At 36.4% G+C, this 17506-nt stretch carries 17 protein-coding genes; 11 read left to right on the top strand and 6 right to left on the bottom strand.

Annotated elements, in window-relative coordinates:
• Nucleotides 1-48 precede the first annotated feature (48 nt).
• From QNJ66_RS05325 to QNJ66_RS05305, 5 genes are all read left to right on the top strand, one after another.
• Complete coding sequence (locus QNJ66_RS05325; protein WP_300503743.1) at nucleotides 49-1380, top strand: AAA-like domain-containing protein; 1332 nt, start codon at nucleotides 49-51, stop codon at nucleotides 1378-1380.
• Between the two features lie 303 nt (nucleotides 1381-1683).
• The gene (locus tag QNJ66_RS05320) at nucleotides 1684-2676 is read left to right on the top strand and encodes an ABC transporter substrate-binding protein (protein ID WP_300503742.1); all 993 of its coding nucleotides are present in this window, start codon (nucleotides 1684-1686) and stop codon (nucleotides 2674-2676) included.
• A 170-nt stretch (nucleotides 2677-2846) separates the two neighbouring features.
• A complete protein-coding gene (locus tag QNJ66_RS05315) occupies nucleotides 2847-4289 on the top strand; it encodes an ABC transporter substrate-binding protein (RefSeq protein WP_300503740.1) in 1443 nt (480 codons plus the stop codon).
• 6 nt (nucleotides 4290-4295) lie between these two features.
• The gene (locus QNJ66_RS05310) at nucleotides 4296-5123 is read left to right on the top strand and encodes a hypothetical protein (RefSeq protein WP_300503738.1); all 828 of its coding nucleotides are present in this window, start codon (nucleotides 4296-4298) and stop codon (nucleotides 5121-5123) included.
• A complete protein-coding gene (locus tag QNJ66_RS05305) occupies nucleotides 5117-5791 on the top strand; it encodes a hypothetical protein (protein WP_300503736.1) in 675 nt (224 codons plus the stop codon). The genes QNJ66_RS05310 and QNJ66_RS05305 overlap by 7 nt, the downstream gene beginning before the upstream one ends.
• A 16-nt stretch (nucleotides 5792-5807) precedes the next feature.
• Here the strand turns inward: QNJ66_RS05305 and QNJ66_RS05300 are convergent, their stop codons facing one another.
• Nucleotides 5808-5936 carry a hypothetical protein gene (locus QNJ66_RS05300; RefSeq protein ID WP_300503735.1) on the bottom strand — a complete coding sequence of 43 codons (129 nt, stop codon included), beginning with the start codon at nucleotides 5934-5936 and terminating at the stop codon, nucleotides 5808-5810.
• A 422-nt stretch (nucleotides 5937-6358) separates the two neighbouring features.
• Between QNJ66_RS05300 and QNJ66_RS05295 the strand changes: the two genes are divergently transcribed.
• The gene (locus tag QNJ66_RS05295) at nucleotides 6359-7810 is read left to right on the top strand and encodes an efflux RND transporter periplasmic adaptor subunit (RefSeq protein WP_300503734.1); all 1452 of its coding nucleotides are present in this window, start codon (nucleotides 6359-6361) and stop codon (nucleotides 7808-7810) included.
• Between the two features lie 6 nt (nucleotides 7811-7816).
• Here the strand turns inward: QNJ66_RS05295 and QNJ66_RS05290 are convergent, their stop codons facing one another.
• On the bottom strand, nucleotides 7817-9208 hold the full coding sequence (locus QNJ66_RS05290) for a TolC family protein (protein ID WP_300503732.1): 1392 nt from the start codon (nucleotides 9206-9208) through the stop codon (nucleotides 7817-7819).
• A gap of 209 nt (nucleotides 9209-9417) precedes the next feature.
• Here QNJ66_RS05290 and QNJ66_RS05285 point away from each other — a divergent pair, with 209 nt between their 5' ends.
• Nucleotides 9418-10152 (top strand): ABC transporter ATP-binding protein, encoded by a 735-nt coding sequence (locus QNJ66_RS05285; RefSeq protein ID WP_300503730.1) that lies wholly within the window; start codon nucleotides 9418-9420, stop codon nucleotides 10150-10152.
• A gap of 18 nt (nucleotides 10153-10170) precedes the next feature.
• Here the strand turns inward: QNJ66_RS05285 and QNJ66_RS05280 are convergent, their stop codons facing one another.
• Both QNJ66_RS05280 and QNJ66_RS05275 read right to left on the bottom strand, forming a co-directional pair.
• Nucleotides 10171-11343, bottom strand: coding sequence for an ABC transporter permease (locus QNJ66_RS05280; protein ID WP_300503727.1), 1173 nt, complete (start codon nucleotides 11341-11343; stop codon nucleotides 10171-10173).
• A 41-nt stretch (nucleotides 11344-11384) separates the two neighbouring features.
• Complete coding sequence (locus QNJ66_RS05275; protein ID WP_300503725.1) at nucleotides 11385-11690, bottom strand: SH3 domain-containing protein; 306 nt, start codon at nucleotides 11688-11690, stop codon at nucleotides 11385-11387.
• Nucleotides 11691-12112: 422 nt separating this feature from the next.
• Between QNJ66_RS05275 and QNJ66_RS05270 the strand changes: the two genes are divergently transcribed.
• Both QNJ66_RS05270 and QNJ66_RS05265 read left to right on the top strand, forming a co-directional pair.
• Complete coding sequence (locus QNJ66_RS05270) at nucleotides 12113-13612, top strand: FAD-dependent oxidoreductase (protein WP_300503723.1); 1500 nt, start codon at nucleotides 12113-12115, stop codon at nucleotides 13610-13612.
• Nucleotides 13613-13635: 23 nt separating this feature from the next.
• A complete protein-coding gene (locus QNJ66_RS05265; protein WP_300503721.1) occupies nucleotides 13636-14001 on the top strand; it encodes a hypothetical protein in 366 nt (121 codons plus the stop codon).
• A gap of 54 nt (nucleotides 14002-14055) precedes the next feature.
• Here the strand turns inward: QNJ66_RS05265 and QNJ66_RS05260 are convergent, their stop codons facing one another.
• On the bottom strand, nucleotides 14056-15159 hold the full coding sequence (locus tag QNJ66_RS05260) for a pentapeptide repeat-containing protein (protein WP_300503719.1): 1104 nt from the start codon (nucleotides 15157-15159) through the stop codon (nucleotides 14056-14058).
• 85 nt (nucleotides 15160-15244) lie between these two features.
• Nucleotides 15245-16405 carry an N-acetylglucosamine-6-phosphate deacetylase gene (nagA, locus tag QNJ66_RS05255; RefSeq protein ID WP_300503717.1) on the bottom strand — a complete coding sequence of 387 codons (1161 nt, stop codon included), beginning with the start codon at nucleotides 16403-16405 and terminating at the stop codon, nucleotides 15245-15247.
• A gap of 174 nt (nucleotides 16406-16579) precedes the next feature.
• On the opposite strand from nagA, the gene purE reads away from it, so the two are divergent.
• Together purE and QNJ66_RS05245 are read left to right on the top strand one after the other, a co-directional pair.
• Entirely contained in the window at nucleotides 16580-17110 is a 531-nt protein-coding gene (gene purE / locus QNJ66_RS05250) for a 5-(carboxyamino)imidazole ribonucleotide mutase (protein ID WP_300503715.1), read from the top strand.
• A gap of 161 nt (nucleotides 17111-17271) precedes the next feature.
• Nucleotides 17272-17448, top strand: a complete 177-nt coding sequence (locus QNJ66_RS05245; RefSeq protein WP_300503713.1) for a hypothetical protein — start codon at nucleotides 17272-17274, stop codon at nucleotides 17446-17448.
• Nucleotides 17449-17506 lie beyond the last annotated feature (58 nt).

Raw genomic sequence — 17506 nt, 5'->3', positions numbered from 1 at the left:
GGTTAATCATGGTAAAACAAAAGAATTAAATTTATTATCTTTATCTAAATGGAACTAGAGGCAGAACTAAAAACAGCACTAAAAACTGTGAATGAAGCTATGCTTTCCAAAAATGGAAGGGGATTAAGTGATGCTGAGACTGTTCTATTTAAAGGTTCTTGGCAAGGTTTAACTTATGATGACATGGTAAAAGATACATCATACACAGCAAATTATTTTAAAGGTGATCTTGGCCATAAGTTCTGGGAAGACCTGTCAAATGCTTTAGGGGAGAAAGTCAGTAAGCGCAGTTTCAAGGGGGCGATTATAAGATTCCAAGCAACACTTAAACCTGATTCACCCCAAACAACTTTTGTACCTAAAAAGCAAAGACTCAGTATAAATCACTATGTTGAACACCCTATCCTGGAAACAATAGCTAAGAAAGAAATACTGAAACCTGGTTCTTTATTGAGAATTAAAGGCTCGCCTAAAATGGGTAAAACCACTTTCTTATCCCGTTTAATCAACTATGGACAGAACAAAGGATTAAGAGGCATTAATATATCTATGAGCTTAGCAGAAAAAGATGATTTTAGCTCCTTAGATAATTTTTTGCAATTTTTTTGTATTAGTGTTGCCCAGATGTTAGGATTAGAAGAAAAATTTAAAGAATATAAATGGGAAAAACATCCAGGGAATAGTAAGCTCAAAGCAACGAGTTTTTTTGAAAAGTATGTATTATCTGATGATGAAGCACCTTTAATATTAGGATTAGATGAATTAGATAAATTATTTGAGCCTGAATATGCAGAAGTAGCAGGGGGTTTTTTGACTATGCTTAGAAGTTGGCATGAAACAGCAAACATTAATCCAACTTGGGGTAAGTTAAGGTTAGTGTTAGCCCATGTTGGGGACTATACCGATTTAGATATTAATCAATCTCCATTTAACATAGGGATACATCTTAAATTAAAAGAGTTTAATGATTTACAAATAAATAAACTTGCTCAACAATATCAACTAAAACTAGAGGCAGATGATATTAATAAACTCAAAGCTTTAACAGGTGGTCATCCCTATTTATTTGAGTTAACTTTTCAAAAAATTTCAACTAATGCAGAAAGTCTCAATAATATTCTCGATAAAGCATCTACCGAATGGGAAATTTATAGTCAATTTTTACGACAACAGTTCTCTATCTTAAGAAGAGAAAATAATCAAGACTTATATGAAGCATTTCAAGAAAATCTCAACAAACCAGAGTCAAAAGAATTGAGCTTTGATGAGATAAATAAATTAGAAGATTTAGGCTTTATCAAACGTAAAAATGGCAAAATAGAGCCACGATGTCAATTATATCGTTTATACTTTGAGAAGAATCTCAAGGAAAGACAATGAATATAGAATTTAATCCTCCCTCAACCAATAATAAGAGGTATTCCTTTAGAACAAAGATTTAGTAGTGGTGATCGCCGTTTATTTACTAATCAAGAAAACTCCTATGCTGCTCAAGGAATAGAAGCATTTAAGGAAGGAAAATATGAGCAAGCTTATCAAAACTTTACCCACGCAGTCAAGAAAGTACGTAATGATCCAGAAGTTCAAATTTATCTTAATAATTCCCAAGCGAGAAAATCGGGAAATCCCTTCATTTTAGCTGCTGTTGTTCCAGTAGATAAAAAACAAACCAACGCCCTAGAAATGTTACGGGGAGTTGCACAAGCACAAACTCAATATAATGAACAACAGAATAATAATAGTAGACTATTAGAAATTATCATTGTTAATGATAGTAATGATAAGAATTATGCTCAACAAGTTGCTCAAAAAATTGTCAGTAACACTGATATTTTGGGAGTCATTGGTCACAATTCTAGTGATGCTACTGCTGCGGGTTTAGAAGAATATGAAGCAGCAGGAATACCGATGATTTCTCCTACTAGCACCAGTACCAGTTTATCCGGTAATGTCTTTTTTAGAACAGTGCCACCTGATGAAGAATCAGGACAATTCTTAGCTAGATATGCTATCAAAGAGGATATGGGTAAAGTTGTTATTTTTTATACATCAACTAGCGATTATAGTAAAAGTATTAAACAGGCTTTTGTTGATGGTTTTACAGGGGTCGATTCACCAACAGTTTTAGATATGAATATGCCTAATTTTAATGCAAAAGAAATACTGGATACACTACAAAATGAAGTAGATGCTTTTGTTTTATTTCCTAATGCTGATGACAAGATTATTGATCTTTCGTTACAAATTGCTGATGCTAATGCTAATTTATCAAAACCTAAACAACTATTAGGAGGTGATGCTTTATATAACTTTAAAACCTTACAATCAAATCAAGGGAGAGTAGCAGGTTTAGTATTAGCAGTCCCTTGGTTTACTAAGCAAACTTATCTTTACACAAATTTAGCAAGAGAACGATGGGGAGGACGAGTCAGTTGGCGTACAGCAACCAGTTATGATGCAACCAAAGCGTTTATTAAAGCATTATCTGGAAATGCCACAAGGAATAGTGTGTTAAGTAATTTAGAACGAACTAATTTATCTGGCTTAGAAACATCAGGAGAACCCTTACAATTTCTCAAAAGTGGTGATCGCAATACCGCTCCCTTATTAGTAAGAGTAATTCCGAAAAGTAGTAATTTTTCTGAATACGATTTTGAAATTATCGAAGATAAATGAGTCATAAAATTATCTATAGTTACTTATTACCTAAAAAAAGAGCATTATAAATTATTGATCGCTATGTAGATATAATACCTATTATGGTAAGAGGGAATTGTTATCAGTTTAAAAATTAAGCTATCATTAAGCAAAAATAAGTAAAATTACAAGTTAACTTACGATTATTCATGAATAACACCTTAAAAATAATTTTCGCTACCTTAAGCACTATTGGAACTCTAACTATTATTATTGTCCTTTGGGAATTAGCACTTAAACCCCTTATTATTACTGATAATAACCGTCTTCCTGACCCCACTCCTACCCTATCTCCCTCCCCAACACCAACTTCGTCTCCTACTAACCCTAATTTAACAGGTATTCCCTTAGAACAAAGATTTAGTAGTGGCGATCGCCGTTTATTTACTAATCAAGTAAATTTCAATTCTGATCGAGGTATAGAAGCATTTAAGGCAGGAAACTATGAGGAAGCTTATCAACAGTTTAGACAAGCAATCAATACTGCACCAAGTGATCCAGAAGTTCAAATTTATCTTAATAATTCCCAAGCAAGAAAATCAGGAAACCCCTTCATTTTAGCTGCTGTTGTTCCCGTAGATACAAAACAAACCAACGCCCTAGAAATGTTACGGGGAGTTGCACAAGCACAAACTCAATTTAATCAACAAGGTATCAATGGGAGACTATTAGAAATCATCATTGTTAATGATAGTAATGATAAAAAATATGCTCAACAAGTTGCCAATAAAATTGTCAATAATAATGATATTTTAGGAGTTATTGGTCATAATTCTAGTGGTGCCAGTGCCGAAGGTTTAAAAGAGTATGAAACAGCAGGAATAGCTATGATTTCTCCTACTAGCACCAGTACCAGTTTATCTGGTAATGTCTTTTTTAGAACAGTGCCATCAGATGGAAAGTCAGGACAATTTTTAGCTAGATATGCTGTCAGAAATAATATGAGCAGGGTAGCTGTTTTTTACACTTCTACCAGCAATTATAGTCAAAGTCTTAAGCAAGCTTTTGTTAATGGGTTTCAATTGTTAGGTTCAACAGAAGTTTTAGATATGAGTGATCCTAGTTTTGATCCTAAAAACACAGTAAGAGCATTACAAAATCAAGTGGATGGTTTTGTTATATTTCCTAATACTAATAATAAGATTATTAATCTTTCTTTACAGGTTGCTGAGGCTAATGCTAGTTTAACAAACCCTAAAAAACTATTGGGAGGTGATGCGTTATATAACCCTGCTACGTTACAATTAAGTCGAGGGGGCGTAAACGGTTTAGTATTAGCAGTTCCTTGGTTTGCTCAACCTACTTATCCTTATACAAACTTAGCAGCAAAACGATGGGGAGGGCGAGTCAGTTGGCGCACAGCAACCAGTTATGATGCAACCAAAGCTTTTACAAAAGCATTATCTGAAAATGCTACTAGAAATAGCGTCTTAACTAAGTTACAACAAACCAATTTATCTCCCTCTGAAACGTCAGGAGATCCCCTACAATTTCTCAAAAGTGGCGATCGCAATACAGATCCTTTATTAGTGAGAGTAATTCAGAAAAGTAGTAATTTTTCTGAATACGATTTTGAAATTATCAAAGATTAATTAGTTATGAAACCATCTATACTTAGTTATCCTCTCAGTTTTTTCATCTTTTTTGGTATAACATTAATCAGTTGTTCTTCTCCTCTAGGAAAAACAACACAAGTCACCCAAGAAATTAGTCAAATATCTTCTTTAAAATTACCAGAATTTGCTCCAAAATATCGCAATCAATGGACAGAAGAACTAGAGAAAAACTTTCAAAAAAGATCATTAGAAGTTATTGATAAATTTGCAGATATAGAAAGTTACGGTAATGGCTATAGTGAAAACGAAAAACGCTCTTATCCTAGAGCAATGTTTGATTTTTTAGCAGGAAATGAAGACAAAGCGATCGCATTTTTACAACAAGAAGATCCACAAGCTGAAAAACATCAACACACCGATGGTATTGATTACTACTATTCTTTTACTTTAAAAGGACAAATTCGTAAGTATTTTTTATATGGAAAATTTCTTGATCCTGACTATAAAAAAAGGATGTTTGAAGGGGCAAAAAAATGGACACAAGAAGATCCTTTAATCCGTCCTCACCCTGTTTATGGGTTAGGAGATGGTAGTGGTAGAGACTGGGATATTAGTCGTCGAGGAAGATGGGTTGATGGACGAAATACAGATAATTTAAGGGCAATGAGAGAAACATCTGTTTACTTAATGGCCGAAGAAACGGGTAACGAAAAAACACGCTTAATTTATAAAGAGAAAATCCAGCGATATGTATGGGCATTATATCATATTGGTATGGGAGAATGGGACTCAGAAGTATATCATGGACACACTTTTGCTCCCTATCTAAATCTTTATGATTTTGCCAAAGATCCCGAGTCAAATTGTTAGCAAAAGCGGCCTTAGATTGGATGTCTATAGCTGCTGGAATTAAATATTATCGAGGAGGTTGGGGAGGACCAGTGAAACGAGACTACGGAGGAGGAAATGTGGCTTTAGGTTCCGATGCTTCACAGACTTTTTGGTTATATTTTGGAGACACTCCCTTACCTAATAATTATCCTGAGACTGATAGTTTATTTCTGATTACCAGTTCCTATCGTCCCCCATTAGCTGCTGTAGCGTTAGCCCATAAAAAGTTTAAGAAACCTCTGGAAATTTTCAGCACTAAACCTTTATATGAAAATTGGGAACCTGGCAATTCTGATGAACCTAGCTACTGGGAAACTCAGTTTTTTAGTCATAATTATCAAATGGGTAGTTTGGTTGCAAAATTTGCTGATGGGGATGTTGCCCCGTTTAAATTAATGGCTTATAATTCCCAAAGAGGAGTTGATTATTTTGTGGCTAATACGGGTAAAAATTTGGTGAGAAGAGGAAAAAAAAGAGGATATCAAATAGGGCAATATCGTAACCTTTTAATACTTTACAATAGTCAAACAAAAGATAAATCTCCTATATTTTTAGATTACAAAGAAAGAAAATTACAAGTTAAAGCAGGGGGATATGAGTTGAAAACTCAAGTTAGTGATGAGAGAAAAGTAGTGGTTTCTCCCTAATTTTAACTATAAGCATTCAACCGTCAGTGTGTTGGATTGTTTCTGATTTATAATTCAATAACCAGAGTAAAATAGGTGATATAATGGCACAAGCAAGGATAATTAAGCCAATCACTTCTAAGCCTTGTGAAAAGTCAGTGTTCATAAAATTACCTCCGAATGCTTTAAAATGATCCTTAAGTATTGATACTTAAGATAACTGTTTATTGTGACTCTAAGACAGGATATAATCGTATTGACAATAGGTTTGAGTGAAAATAAATAGGGAATAGAAAAATGTCAAAGATATATTTTTGTCCTGCTATAATTCTAGGATAATTAAACTACAATAAATTTGTTATAGTCTTCTCTCAAAATCTTAACAAATATTCTTAATAATGATTATTTATGTAAAATAATATATAGTTTATTTAAGTTTTGAAGCACAAGTAATAACAGAATTAACTTAGCTAGATTCTTTATTTTTCTAATTGTCCATAGTCTTTTGTTATAATCAGAGCCGTAAATGTGCCATAATCCTAAAGTATTGATGGGTCTCTGGCAAATGTCTTTAGCGAATAATAAGTTATGGAAACAGTGGCAAAAGAAAAATTCAACACGGGCCTTAAATGGATAGCTTCTTCAACAATGCTGTTAGTTATCAGTACTGGTGGCTGGTTGGGTTATGACTCGATGCGGAATCGAGCATTAGAGCCACTAGCTGTCCAATCTTTTACGGTGAAGAAAGATACTGTTGAAAATTTGATTAATGAGAGCGGCATTGTTGAATTAGCCAATCAACAAACTCTCAAATCCCCAGTTGATGGAGGAGGTATAGTAGAGCGGGTACTGGTGCAAGTAGGTGAGAGGGTAGAATCTGGTCAAATATTGGTTATGCTGAGAGACCCAGAACAGCAAACTGCTCTGGCTCAACAGCAGTTAGAGATTCAAAAACAAGAACTACAACTTGAGCGTAATCGGGAGAAAACTATTGAAGCCTCCCGTAAGCTAACAGTAGCTCGACAAGAAGTCGAAGGACTTTCTGTCAAACAAATAGAGATTCAAAAACAAGAACTCCAACTCAAACGTAATGGCGAGAAAGTTATTGAATATACAAAAAAACTAAATGCTGCTCAAGAAGAACTCCAAGAACTTGAGACTTTACTGGAAAAAGGTTTCATTCCAGACAATGAATTTCAACAGCAGAAAGACCGAGTTCTCGTCGCTCAATCTCAATTACGGGATGCTGAATTAGCGGTTGAACTTGCTACCCTCGAATTCCAGAGTCTTCAGAACCAAAGACAAAGTAAACAGCGAGAACTCTCAAAGCAAGTCCTGATTGCTCAAGCTCAATTTCAGGACGCTCAATCAGAAGTAAACACCAATACTCGAGAATTGAAACGCCTTCAACTCGAGAAGCAGAAATTTGAACAGAAAATCCAGGACAATTTTATTAGGGCCAGCTTTACTGGAAAAGTGCTTGAAATTAACATCAAGGCTGGAGATGTGGTTAGGCTAGGCGAACCTCTATTAACTTTGGGTGATACCTCACAAGAGCTAGTGACACTCGAACTCTTTCCTCTCGATGCCAATCAAGTACAAGTTAACCAGCCAGTCCGCATTAGTCCTATAAGTCCCCAAGCCAAAAGTTACACTGGGCGAGTACAAACTATATCAAAGGTAGCCACTAATTTAAATAAGAATAACTCTAACGCCACTGTGACAGCAACGGTGGAACTGGACAAACCCAGCAAGGTTCTAATTCCCGGTAGCAGGGTGGATGCCGAGATTGTTTTAGCTGCGCGCAAAAATGCAGTAGTTTTGAACCGAGACTTAATTCAAGGCTCTGGAGCTAATGCTTTTGTGTGGGTGCAGGACGCTCAAGGTAAAGCTCAGAAGCAGCCAGTCAGTCTAGGACTAGAGGGCTTAATAAAGGTAGAGGTGACTTCCGGTCTGGACATCGGAGAACAGGTCATTGTCCCCTCGCCTGATTCCTCTCTAAAGCCAGGAATGCCTCTAAAAGTAGTTAGTGATAAGTGAGGATTATCAGGTTTCGTTGATTTTGATATTCCATCTATCCAATGTGATGCCAAGGGTTTGCTCAAGCCTTGTTAACGCATTTAGATAGTCAATCATGGCATTAAGTTCTCTATTTTTTGCTTGTACCAAGTCATTCTCGAATCTCAAAACATCAATCAGTCGAACCCCTCTGACTCCCAATCTTAGTTTCTCTTGTTCGTTTTCCAGTTGTTGCTCAGACAACTCTCTAGCATTCTTCGCGAGTTCTATTTGCTGAGAATTAAATTTAACGTCTCTAATTCTGTTGTTAAGCTCAATTTTCAGGCTTTCACGTGCTTCGTTTAGACTGTTATTTGTTTGCTCAAGGTTGACTTGACTTCGCTCCACTGACTGTTCCAGGGAAAGATTACCAAATTCACGGCTCACTCTTATTCCGGCTCTGACATCTGTTTGATTATCATCTATATCTCTCCTAGTGGTTAAGCCATAACTTACCTGTAAATCCAAGTCCCAACGTTTTTCATTTTCTGCCAACAATAGGTTAAATTTTGCTATTTGTAATTCTTTTAAAGATTGCAAATACTCTGGGTTATTGGCAAAAGCTAACTGAGTAAGTTTATCTCTGTCCAGAGTAATTGATTCTACTCCATCCTCAATATCTGTAGCTACAAGTTGTAGGTTTTTTTCAATATCAAGAATATCAATGATATCTAAACGAGCTTGAGCTAGTCTATTTTGAGCCTCTAAGACACGAACCTCTCGATTAGCAACATCTGTTTTGCTTTGGACCAGTTCAATTGGCGCACGTCTGCCAGCATCAATCAATACCTGGATAATCTCTAGTTGCCTTTTAGCATTATTAAGGGCAAGTTCCTGAATTTTCACTTGTTCCTGAGCTTGGAGTAAACTCAAGTATGTTTCAATGGTATCGGTAATAGTATCAATTAGGGTTGATTTTAAGGCAAAAATATTGACCCCTTCTTCAAGTCTGGCAACCTCAATGGGAACTCGATTGATTTCTGTTCCAAATCCCCTTAATAAGGGTTGGTCAAAAGTTACTCGAAAATCTAAATTGTTTATTCCTATCCCTTCGTCTAGACTCTCGGAGGTTATTTCCAGGGTGCCACCGATAGGGGTTTTGACCTCTAAATTTCCAGAGAGACTCAATTCTTGCGTATCTCGCTCTAATCTTTGATTAAATCCAAAAAATAGTTCGGGAATGAAATTAGGAACAAATACATCTTCAGCTACGGCCAATTCCTGTCTGTCAATTATTCTCTGAAGGTAGCTATTTTTAATAGTTCTGTTATTTTGCAGGGCCAGGTTAACAGCATCCGCAAGTGTTAAATTTACTTTCTGCTGGGTTGGTTGCTCTATGGTTTCAATTTCCTGCTCAGTTGGCTGGGAATCAATCTGCATTATAAGATTACTTTGAACTGGTTGAATAAAAATCAAAGAAACAGTACAAAACATTCCTGAAGTTGCCGACAGGAGAACTATAATTATCCTAAATAGATTGTATGGAAATACCATAGTAGTAAAATTTTAGCAAAATGAGCTTTCTAAATAGATTGTATGGAAATACCATCAAACTAATGATAAATGATAAATGTTAAATGATAAATGAAATGACCAATCAAGACAAATCTTTAGTTATCCGTCTGGAGAATATAGAAAAAGTCTATGGAAGTGGCAATACAAAAGTCCATGCTCTTTCTAAGATTAACCTAATAGTAGAAAAGGGCGAATATTGCTCAATTATGGGTCCTTCGGGATCAGGAAAGTCCACAACTATGAACCTGATTGGTTGTCTTGATAGACCAACTTCAGGACGCTATTATCTGGATAATGTCGATGTCTCTGCGTTACCAGAGGTAGAGTTAGCCAAGATCCGCAATCTCAAAATTGGCTTTGTTTTTCAGCAATTTCACTTGTTGGCCCACATGTCGGCACTAGAAAATGTAATGTTACCAATGATTTTTGCCGGGGTACCCAAAAAGCAAAGACGCGATCGCGCCGCAGAAGCCTTGAAGCGAGTTGGTTTGGCTAATCGAATGCAGAACAAACCAAATCAATTATCTGGAGGGCAACAGCAACGAGTGGCCATCGCTCGTGCCATTGTTAACCAACCGGTTCTTTTGTTAGCGGACGAACCCACTGGCGCACTCGACTCTCGTACCACGAACGAGGTTATGGAACTTTTTGACGAACTCAATAGTAATGGCATTACTGTGGTGATGGTAACCCATGAGATAGAAGTAGCACGTCTAACCCAGCGCATCGTTTGGTTTCAGGATGGGGAAGTGCTGCATTCCCATCTCACTCCAGAGGCCATGGTTGACATAGCTGTTGGTGCTTCTTAAAACCTAGACAAACAACATCTAAGATCGCAGTGCTTTAACTGGATCTAGCTTAGTAGCTTGAACGGCAGGAAAGAAAACACTTCCTAATCCCACTGTTAAGGATGATCCTAAGGCCAAAGCAGCAGTCTCTAGTTGAAATTCATAGGGCAACTCAAACCGATGGGCTATGATAATTGTTGCTCCATGCACAGTGGTGATGGCCACTGTTCCCCCAATTAAACTGAGCATGATTGCTTCCAGGATAAAGATCAGCGCAATTTCTGTCTGAGTTGCTCCTATAGCTCGCAAAAGTCCAATTTCTTGAGTGCGCTCAGCCACTGAAGCGAGGGTAATATTGGCAACACCAACACCACCAACCAACAGGGTGATTATCCCCAAGAGTAGCAGACCTCGGGAAACAAATGTCAGTGTTTCCCTTTGCTCCAAGATATCGTTCATATTGTTGTTAGACCAAAACCTTCCACCAGGATAGCGTTGCAATAATAGTTCCTTGGCCTGTTTTTCCAGGTATTTGATATCTTCGATGTTGTTGGGACGTAACTGTATTGTTCCAATCTCGGAACTACCTGTCAAAACTCTGGATATGGACATCGAGACCAATATCTCACCCCTTGGTTGGTCATCTGCTGATCTAAGTTTGGTTTCTACCACCCCAATTACGATATAGGGCTTGTCTGCTGCATAAACGCGCTTACCGATAGGGTTTTGTCCCTGAAAAAGTTGCTTTGCCAAAAATTCATCGATAACGACTGACGGCTGATAGTTGGCAAAATCATCAGCATTAAAGAAACGCCCTTGTAGAACTGACTCTCCCTTAGTTAATAGGTAGTCTTGGGAAACCCCAACGAGAGAAAGCCTTGCCCGCCTATCTTGGAAGATAACTTGACCCCTAGAGAACCAATTATCGGCACTAATGGCTTGTAAACCTGTCATCCTCTGTTTTAAAAATTCCATATCATCTAGCTGAAGTTTTCTCCCATCATTGAGCCGAAATTGGATAAGCAACTGAGGAGCTTCTCGCTCGGCCAGTTGCTGTTCCATGACAGATCGAGAAATGCTACCTATGTTTAGAGTCGCACTGACTGAAGCTACCCCCATAAACACACCTAGCATTGTCAGAACAGAACGCAAGGGGTTACTTCGTAAAGAGTTATAAGTTAGAGCTAGTAAGTCAAGGGATGAGATACTCATTTGATGAAAATTTTTTGATAATTAACTAATGTTTTGAAATTTTAACGATTAAAACAACTAATAAACTCTCGAAATACCCAACCAAAGGCCCCACTTTGGCCTTGAGAAGATCGTCTCACTAAAGCCCAAGGACGGCCTTGAGAGTCATAATTAATTTTAATAATATAAACTTCCACACCATTTTTTAATGTACCAACAATTCTACCATTGGGGGTTTCCCGAACATTAAGAGGGGTTCCAGTGGGATCGGTGACTTTACAAACTTGTTCAGCTTTGGCAATCTTAAATAAGGGCTGCCAGAGAAATAATAGGAAGCAAAATAATAGCATTTTAGATGGTTTCAACATGATTCTAACTAGCTTTTACTATTAAGTTTTTAGTTTAAAAATAAAATTTTGTCCACTGTTAATTTTAGATTAGGGGAAGTCTGAGAAACAAGAATTTGATTATTCTTCAGCAATTAAAAATAAAGAATTAATAATTACCTCTTCTTTCAAGAAGGAGATTGGCTAAAAGGAAATTTTTTTGATTTATCTCCTTGAAAGGGGAGGCTTTAAAGATTAATTATTCGGTAAAGGACTAGCAGGAGTCATAAATATTAATTATCAATTCGCCAGTTAATAAATACAATTTGTGTTATCATCGTATTCTAGATAGTTCTGAAAAGTTAAGTTAACAGAATTTTTTATCTTTCTTCCTCCAAAATGGATATACCTTTGATTATAACATAATCAATCAAAAAAACATTTAAAATACTCAAGGTAAGAAAATGTCAAAACCCAAAAAAGTAGTGGTTGTGGGTGCCGGTTGGGCAGGTTTAGGGGCAACCTATCACTTAGCAAAACAAGGTTATGATGTCACTTTATTAGAAGCATCTCCTTATCCTGGGGGTTTAGTTGCTGGCTGGAAAACTGAGGATGGCAAATCTATAGAAGCAGGAATTCATGGGTTTTGGTATCCTTATCAAAACATATTTCAATTAGTCAAAGAACTAGAGTTAAATCCCTTTACAAATTGGACTCGTTCCTCCCAATATTCCCCAGCCGGTTTAGAGGTAGAATCTCCTATTTTTCAAGATGAACCTCTTTTACCTACCCCATTAGGAACTTTTCTTTATACTAAGTTTAAACGGCTACCTTTCAGCGATCGCTTATCGGCTTTACCTTTACTTTATAGCTTGATTGATTTTGATAATTCCCCTGAAGCTTGGAAACGCTATGATAAAGTAACAGCTAGGGAGTTATTTAAGCAATTTGGGGTTTCTTCTCGCCTTTATAAAGATGCTTTTGAACCGATGTTATTAGTGGGTTTATTTGCTCCTGGAGAACAATGTAGTGCAGCAGCAACTCTAGGAATGCTTTATTATTTTATCTTAGCTCATCAACCTGATTTTGATGTAGTTTGGTGTCGAGGAACTGTAGGAGAAATGATCTTTAAACCTTGGGTAGATAAGATAGAAAGTTTGGGTGGTAAAATTTTAACTAATAAGCGAGTGACTGATGTTATTGTTAATAATCAAGGGATAGCTAAAGGGGTTAGCTGTGATAACGAAATTTTTGATGCCGATGCTGTTATTTTAGGAGTCAGTATTAGTGGGATTAAAAAAATAGTTACTCAAAGTAAAGTCTTAAATCAATACCCAGAATTTTCTAATCTATCTAATTTAGGGGCAATTGATGTTTTAGCAACCCGTTTATGGTTTGATAAAAAAGTTAATATTCCCCTCCCTTCTAATGCTTGTTTTGGCTTTGATAAAACCACAGGATGGACATTTTTTGATCTCAATAATCTTCATGATGAATATAAAGATTTACCTGGAACTGTTATCGAGGCAGATTTTTACCACGCTAATCAATTATTAACCATGAATGATGAACAAATTATTAAAAAAGTTCATCAAGATTTAACTACTTGTGTTCCAGGCTTTGCTAATGCTAATATAATGGATAGTCGTGTGATTAAAGTCCGTCAAGGAGTCACCCATTTTGCCCCTGGTAGCTATCAATATTTACTCCCAGCAAAATCTCCTATCGCTAATTTATATTTGAGTGGAGATTGGGTGATTACTAATCATGGTTCTTGGTCACAGGAAAAAGCTTACGTCACTGGATTAGAAGCTGCTAATTTAGTTATAGAAAAATTAGGAGGAAATCCTGCTAAGATTATTCCTGTAGAACCCGACGAACCCCATATCAAGTTAGGGAGAGTAATTAACCAAAATTTGCGTGAATTTGTTAATAATTTAATTCCCCAGTTTTGGTTACCCTAAATCAATAAAATCAGAGGTTAATTATGTTTGGAAGACAACCCAAAGAAGATCAATCTCCAGAAAATATGGAGATTCCTGATATTATGTTTCCTTCAGAATCTGAATTAGAAGAAACTGCTGAAGATGATACAGAATTAAGCAAAATCACCAATAGAAAGCAATTATCAGTTACTACAGAAAATCCTGAAATTGTTACTATTGTTGAAAAAATTAGTGGGATTGTTTCTCCTTATTTTATCGTAGTTGTAGGACTGATTTTATCTGATGATAACTTCCTGTTAGGAATTCTCTTAATTGCTATTGGCATACTCTCTTTGTTGAGGATTTCCTTGACCGATATTGTCGAATTTTTCTTAGACATTAAAGAGGGATTAACCTCAGATGAATAAAAAACATTTTGGAAATTATCATTCCAAGATAAACAGTAATCTTATTCTGTTCAATTACTCAGAAAAAACTGCCCCTCTTTCCATGAGGTTTGTTTTCATTTCTGTCGTCATGCCTTCATTATTACCGAATTTAGCACCTTTAACTAACGCACCACTTAAATTGGTTTGACTTAAGTTAACATCCTGTAAATTTGCCCCTCTTAAATCAGCACCAATCAAATTGGCTAAGGCCAGACTACTACGATAAAAATCGGCTTGCTGTAAGTTGGCATTACCTAAATAAGCCCCACTCAAATCGGCCCCACTAAACCTACTATAGCCTAACATTGCCTCACTCAAATCGGCATCGGTCAAGTTTGCACCCCGAAAATTACTGTGAGTTAAATTAGCCCCACTTAACTCAATCCCACTTAATTCAGTGGCTAAAAAATTGCCTCCTGCTAAATCAGTTTGAGAGTTTAACTGTGCAATTCCCAGTAATTCTAATAAATCGTTATGTTTAATCTCATAAAGCTTATCAATTAATTGATGTAACTCAGTCAATTGTTGCGGTTCAATATTAGTGATTGGACTATCTATTTTTTTGACTTCTTCTGATAAATTAGAGGTTAATTGAATCAGAGAAATTTCAGGAGATAATCTTTCTTTCCACAAAAATTGAGCCAGTTTTCTCTCTAAAATACTGTGTTTATTGGGGTGGATATCGTGTCGCCATAACCCTGTTACATCGGTAATGGAGACATCTGCTAAATTAATTGTATAAGAGACAGTAACAACAGCAGATTCATCCCTAATTTGAATGGTTGCTAAAGGAGATGAATGATCAATTTTAACGGTAGATTGTCCCGTTTGGGCTATTAAATGCCAGACAACGGTGTGATCATAAGATTCTATTAACTTAAAGGGAATATCACTATTTAACTGCGATTTGATGATTTTTCCTTGTTGTACCTCGAGGTTAAGTTTACCTCCTTTGATACCAAACTTTATTTGACCATCTAGTAATGACTTTTCCTGTTCATTGAAACGGCAATTTAAGTCTAGGGTAAACTCCCCCCAAGATGTGACTGATGGTTTTGCTAAGACTTGTAAAAAAACGCATCTACCATAAGGATTATACGCAGTTTGGAGGTGGAGGGATGGAGAGGACTCTGACATAGTAAAATAATAATCAATTCCTACTTAAAATCATAGCACTAAATAGTAGTAAAAATATTATAAATTATCAATTGTTAACTATTATTTATAGTCTTTTCCAATAGACTTGATTATTATCTTGTTGGCAGTTCCATCGTAATAAACTAGCATATTGCCCAGGAGAAATTCCTGGTAAACCTATGGCTTTTCTAGGAGATTCTGTCCCTAAAGCGATGGCATTTCCTAGAGGACATAATTGCCATTTAACTAAATTTCTAACCCCAACTAATAAGGGAAATGTTGTTCCTGCTAATGTCCCATTAGCTAGTCTAGCAGTGCCTTTTTTGACTTGGATTTGTCGATCATCCCAAGGATAAACCCCATCCCCTAAACCGATGGGTGCTAAGGCATCACTTACTAAGAAAACACCTTGTTCATAAAAACTACTTCTTAATAATAATTCGATCATCGTTGGACAAACATGATTTCCATCAGCAATTAAGCCACAATAAACATTATTGTTAATCATTGCTTCCCCTAATAATCCAGGTTTCCGATGATGTAAAGTAGGCATAGCATTGAAGGCATGAGTTACCATTGATGCACCCCTTTCAAAGGCTTTTTTGGCTTGTTTGGCATTGGCTTGGGAATGACCTAAACTAGCAATAATTCCCTGTGAAGATAAATAAGGAATCACTTCATCAGTTAGGTCTAATTCTGGAGCTAGGGTAATAATTTTAACTATGGATTCATGTCCTTCTAATAACCATTCTATTGCTTCTACGGAAGGAGTTAAAAGATATTGAGCAGGATGCGCTCCTTTTTTTTCATGGTTTAAAAAAGGTCCTTCTAAATGAACACCTAAAACTCTAGCAGTTTCCATATTTTCTTCCTCTTGTACCTTCATAAACCGCTCAAAAATTGAGAGCGATCTCTGTACATTTTCTACAGAAGTTGTTACTAAAGTAGGCAAAAAACCATCAATACCTTCCTGCCATAAAAATTCACAAATTTGGTGCAATTTGGGTAGGTGTTGTTCTTGGATGTCTGTGAAGGCTAATCCTAAACCTCCATTAATTTGTAAATCAACCCCTCCCAAGGAAATCCAGTCACCTTGGGCATCGTATATTTTATCCCGCTGTTGAGTTGAATTAATTGCTCCCATTGAGCGGATATCTTCAATCAATCCTTGCTCGTTGATCAAGATTTTTTGTTGCTCTTGATATCCGTGAATTTTAGCGTTAATAATGGTAATATCTTTTAACATTTTGCCTTCAAAATAATGGTTAGCTTTCTTGACATTTGACCAAAATCATGAAACAACATTTTGTATAATGGAAATATATTGAGTCTAAATAGGTAAATGTTATATTCCCAATATTAAGTAATTTCTATTAAGATGATAGCATGAAATGGAAGTTTATTTTACTATTAAATTCTGATGAGTTCTTCGTCTCCCCCAATCGGTATTATCATGGGTAGTGATTCGGACTTGCCCACAATGGAAAAAGCGATCGCTGTTTGCCAAAGGTTTGAAGTGGGTTGGGAAGTGGCCATTGTGTCAGCACATAGAACGCCGCAACGTATGGTTAACTACGCTCAAACCGCCCATGAACGAGGATTAAAAGTGATTATTGCGGGGGCTGGAGGTGCGGCACATCTTCCAGGAATGGTGGCTTCTTTGACCCCATTACCTGTCATTGGGGTTCCGGTTGCCACTCGTCACCTACAGGGCGTAGATTCTCTCTATTCCATTGTACAGATGCCGAGAGGCATTCCCGTTGCTACGGTAGCTATTGATAACGCCCAAAATGCAGGACTATTAGCCATTCAAATGTTAGCTGCTCACGATACTATTTTGTTGAAAAAAGTACAAAAATATCGACAAGAATTAGAACAAATGGTGTTAGATAAACAAGAAAATCTAGAAAAATTAGGTTATGAAGCTTATTTGAAACAGATGTCAACTTGATAGCAGTACGGATTATGATTAGGAGGTACTAATAAGTAGATAAAAGTATAGTTAAACCTCTTCATATCTTAATCAATCTTGCTAAAATGACATTATAACACTAGACTAGAAGTATCAAGATTGTTTATCCTAGAGTTGGTGTTTATTTTAGGTTCAAAATAATGGATAAGGAAACAATCCAGGAACAGGTCAAATTGATTGAAGGTAAACGAGGATTTTTAGTGGAACTTTTGGAAAAACCAGATTTAGGAATCTTACGAGTCGATGTTAAACAAGCTCTTGAAGAACTAGACGAACTGATTGAGGAATTTGAAGAAACTTTTCCTAATAATTCTTAATCAAAGAAACTAGCAATTTTCTTTTATATCTTTCTTGTCCCTAAAAGCAACATTTTTT

This window comes from Crocosphaera sp. (assembly GCF_030064895.1).
Lineage (GTDB): Bacteria > Cyanobacteriota > Cyanobacteriia > Cyanobacteriales > Microcystaceae > Crocosphaera.
Note: the sequence above shows the minus strand (reverse complement) of the source record. Positions and strands in the feature narration are given on the sequence as shown.

Coding starts and splice junctions, on each gene's coding strand:
- QNJ66_RS05325 (WP_300503743.1), top strand. CDS start 49: ATGGAACTAGAGGCAGAACTAAAAACAGCACTAAAAACTGTGAATGAA.
- QNJ66_RS05320 (WP_300503742.1), top strand. CDS start 1,684: ATGTTACGGGGAGTTGCACAAGCACAAACTCAATATAATGAACAACAG.
- QNJ66_RS05315 (WP_300503740.1), top strand. CDS start 2,847: ATGAATAACACCTTAAAAATAATTTTCGCTACCTTAAGCACTATTGGA.
- QNJ66_RS05310 (WP_300503738.1), top strand. CDS start 4,296: ATGAAACCATCTATACTTAGTTATCCTCTCAGTTTTTTCATCTTTTTT.
- QNJ66_RS05300 (WP_300503735.1), bottom strand. CDS start 5,936: ATGAACACTGACTTTTCACAAGGCTTAGAAGTGATTGGCTTAATTATC.
- QNJ66_RS05295 (WP_300503734.1), top strand. CDS start 6,359: ATGGAAACAGTGGCAAAAGAAAAATTCAACACGGGCCTTAAATGGATA.
- QNJ66_RS05290 (WP_300503732.1), bottom strand. CDS start 9,208: ATGCAGATTGATTCCCAGCCAACTGAGCAGGAAATTGAAACCATAGAG.
- QNJ66_RS05285 (WP_300503730.1), top strand. CDS start 9,418: ATGACCAATCAAGACAAATCTTTAGTTATCCGTCTGGAGAATATAGAA.
- QNJ66_RS05280 (WP_300503727.1), bottom strand. CDS start 11,343: ATGAGTATCTCATCCCTTGACTTACTAGCTCTAACTTATAACTCTTTA.
- QNJ66_RS05275 (WP_300503725.1), bottom strand. CDS start 11,690: ATGTTGAAACCATCTAAAATGCTATTATTTTGCTTCCTATTATTTCTC.
- QNJ66_RS05270 (WP_300503723.1), top strand. CDS start 12,113: ATGTCAAAACCCAAAAAAGTAGTGGTTGTGGGTGCCGGTTGGGCAGGT.
- QNJ66_RS05265 (WP_300503721.1), top strand. CDS start 13,636: ATGTTTGGAAGACAACCCAAAGAAGATCAATCTCCAGAAAATATGGAG.
- QNJ66_RS05260 (WP_300503719.1), bottom strand. CDS start 15,159: ATGTCAGAGTCCTCTCCATCCCTCCACCTCCAAACTGCGTATAATCCT.
- nagA (WP_300503717.1), bottom strand. CDS start 16,405: ATGTTAAAAGATATTACCATTATTAACGCTAAAATTCACGGATATCAA.
- purE (WP_300503715.1), top strand. CDS start 16,580: ATGAGTTCTTCGTCTCCCCCAATCGGTATTATCATGGGTAGTGATTCG.
- QNJ66_RS05245 (WP_300503713.1), top strand. CDS start 17,272: ATGGATAAGGAAACAATCCAGGAACAGGTCAAATTGATTGAAGGTAAA.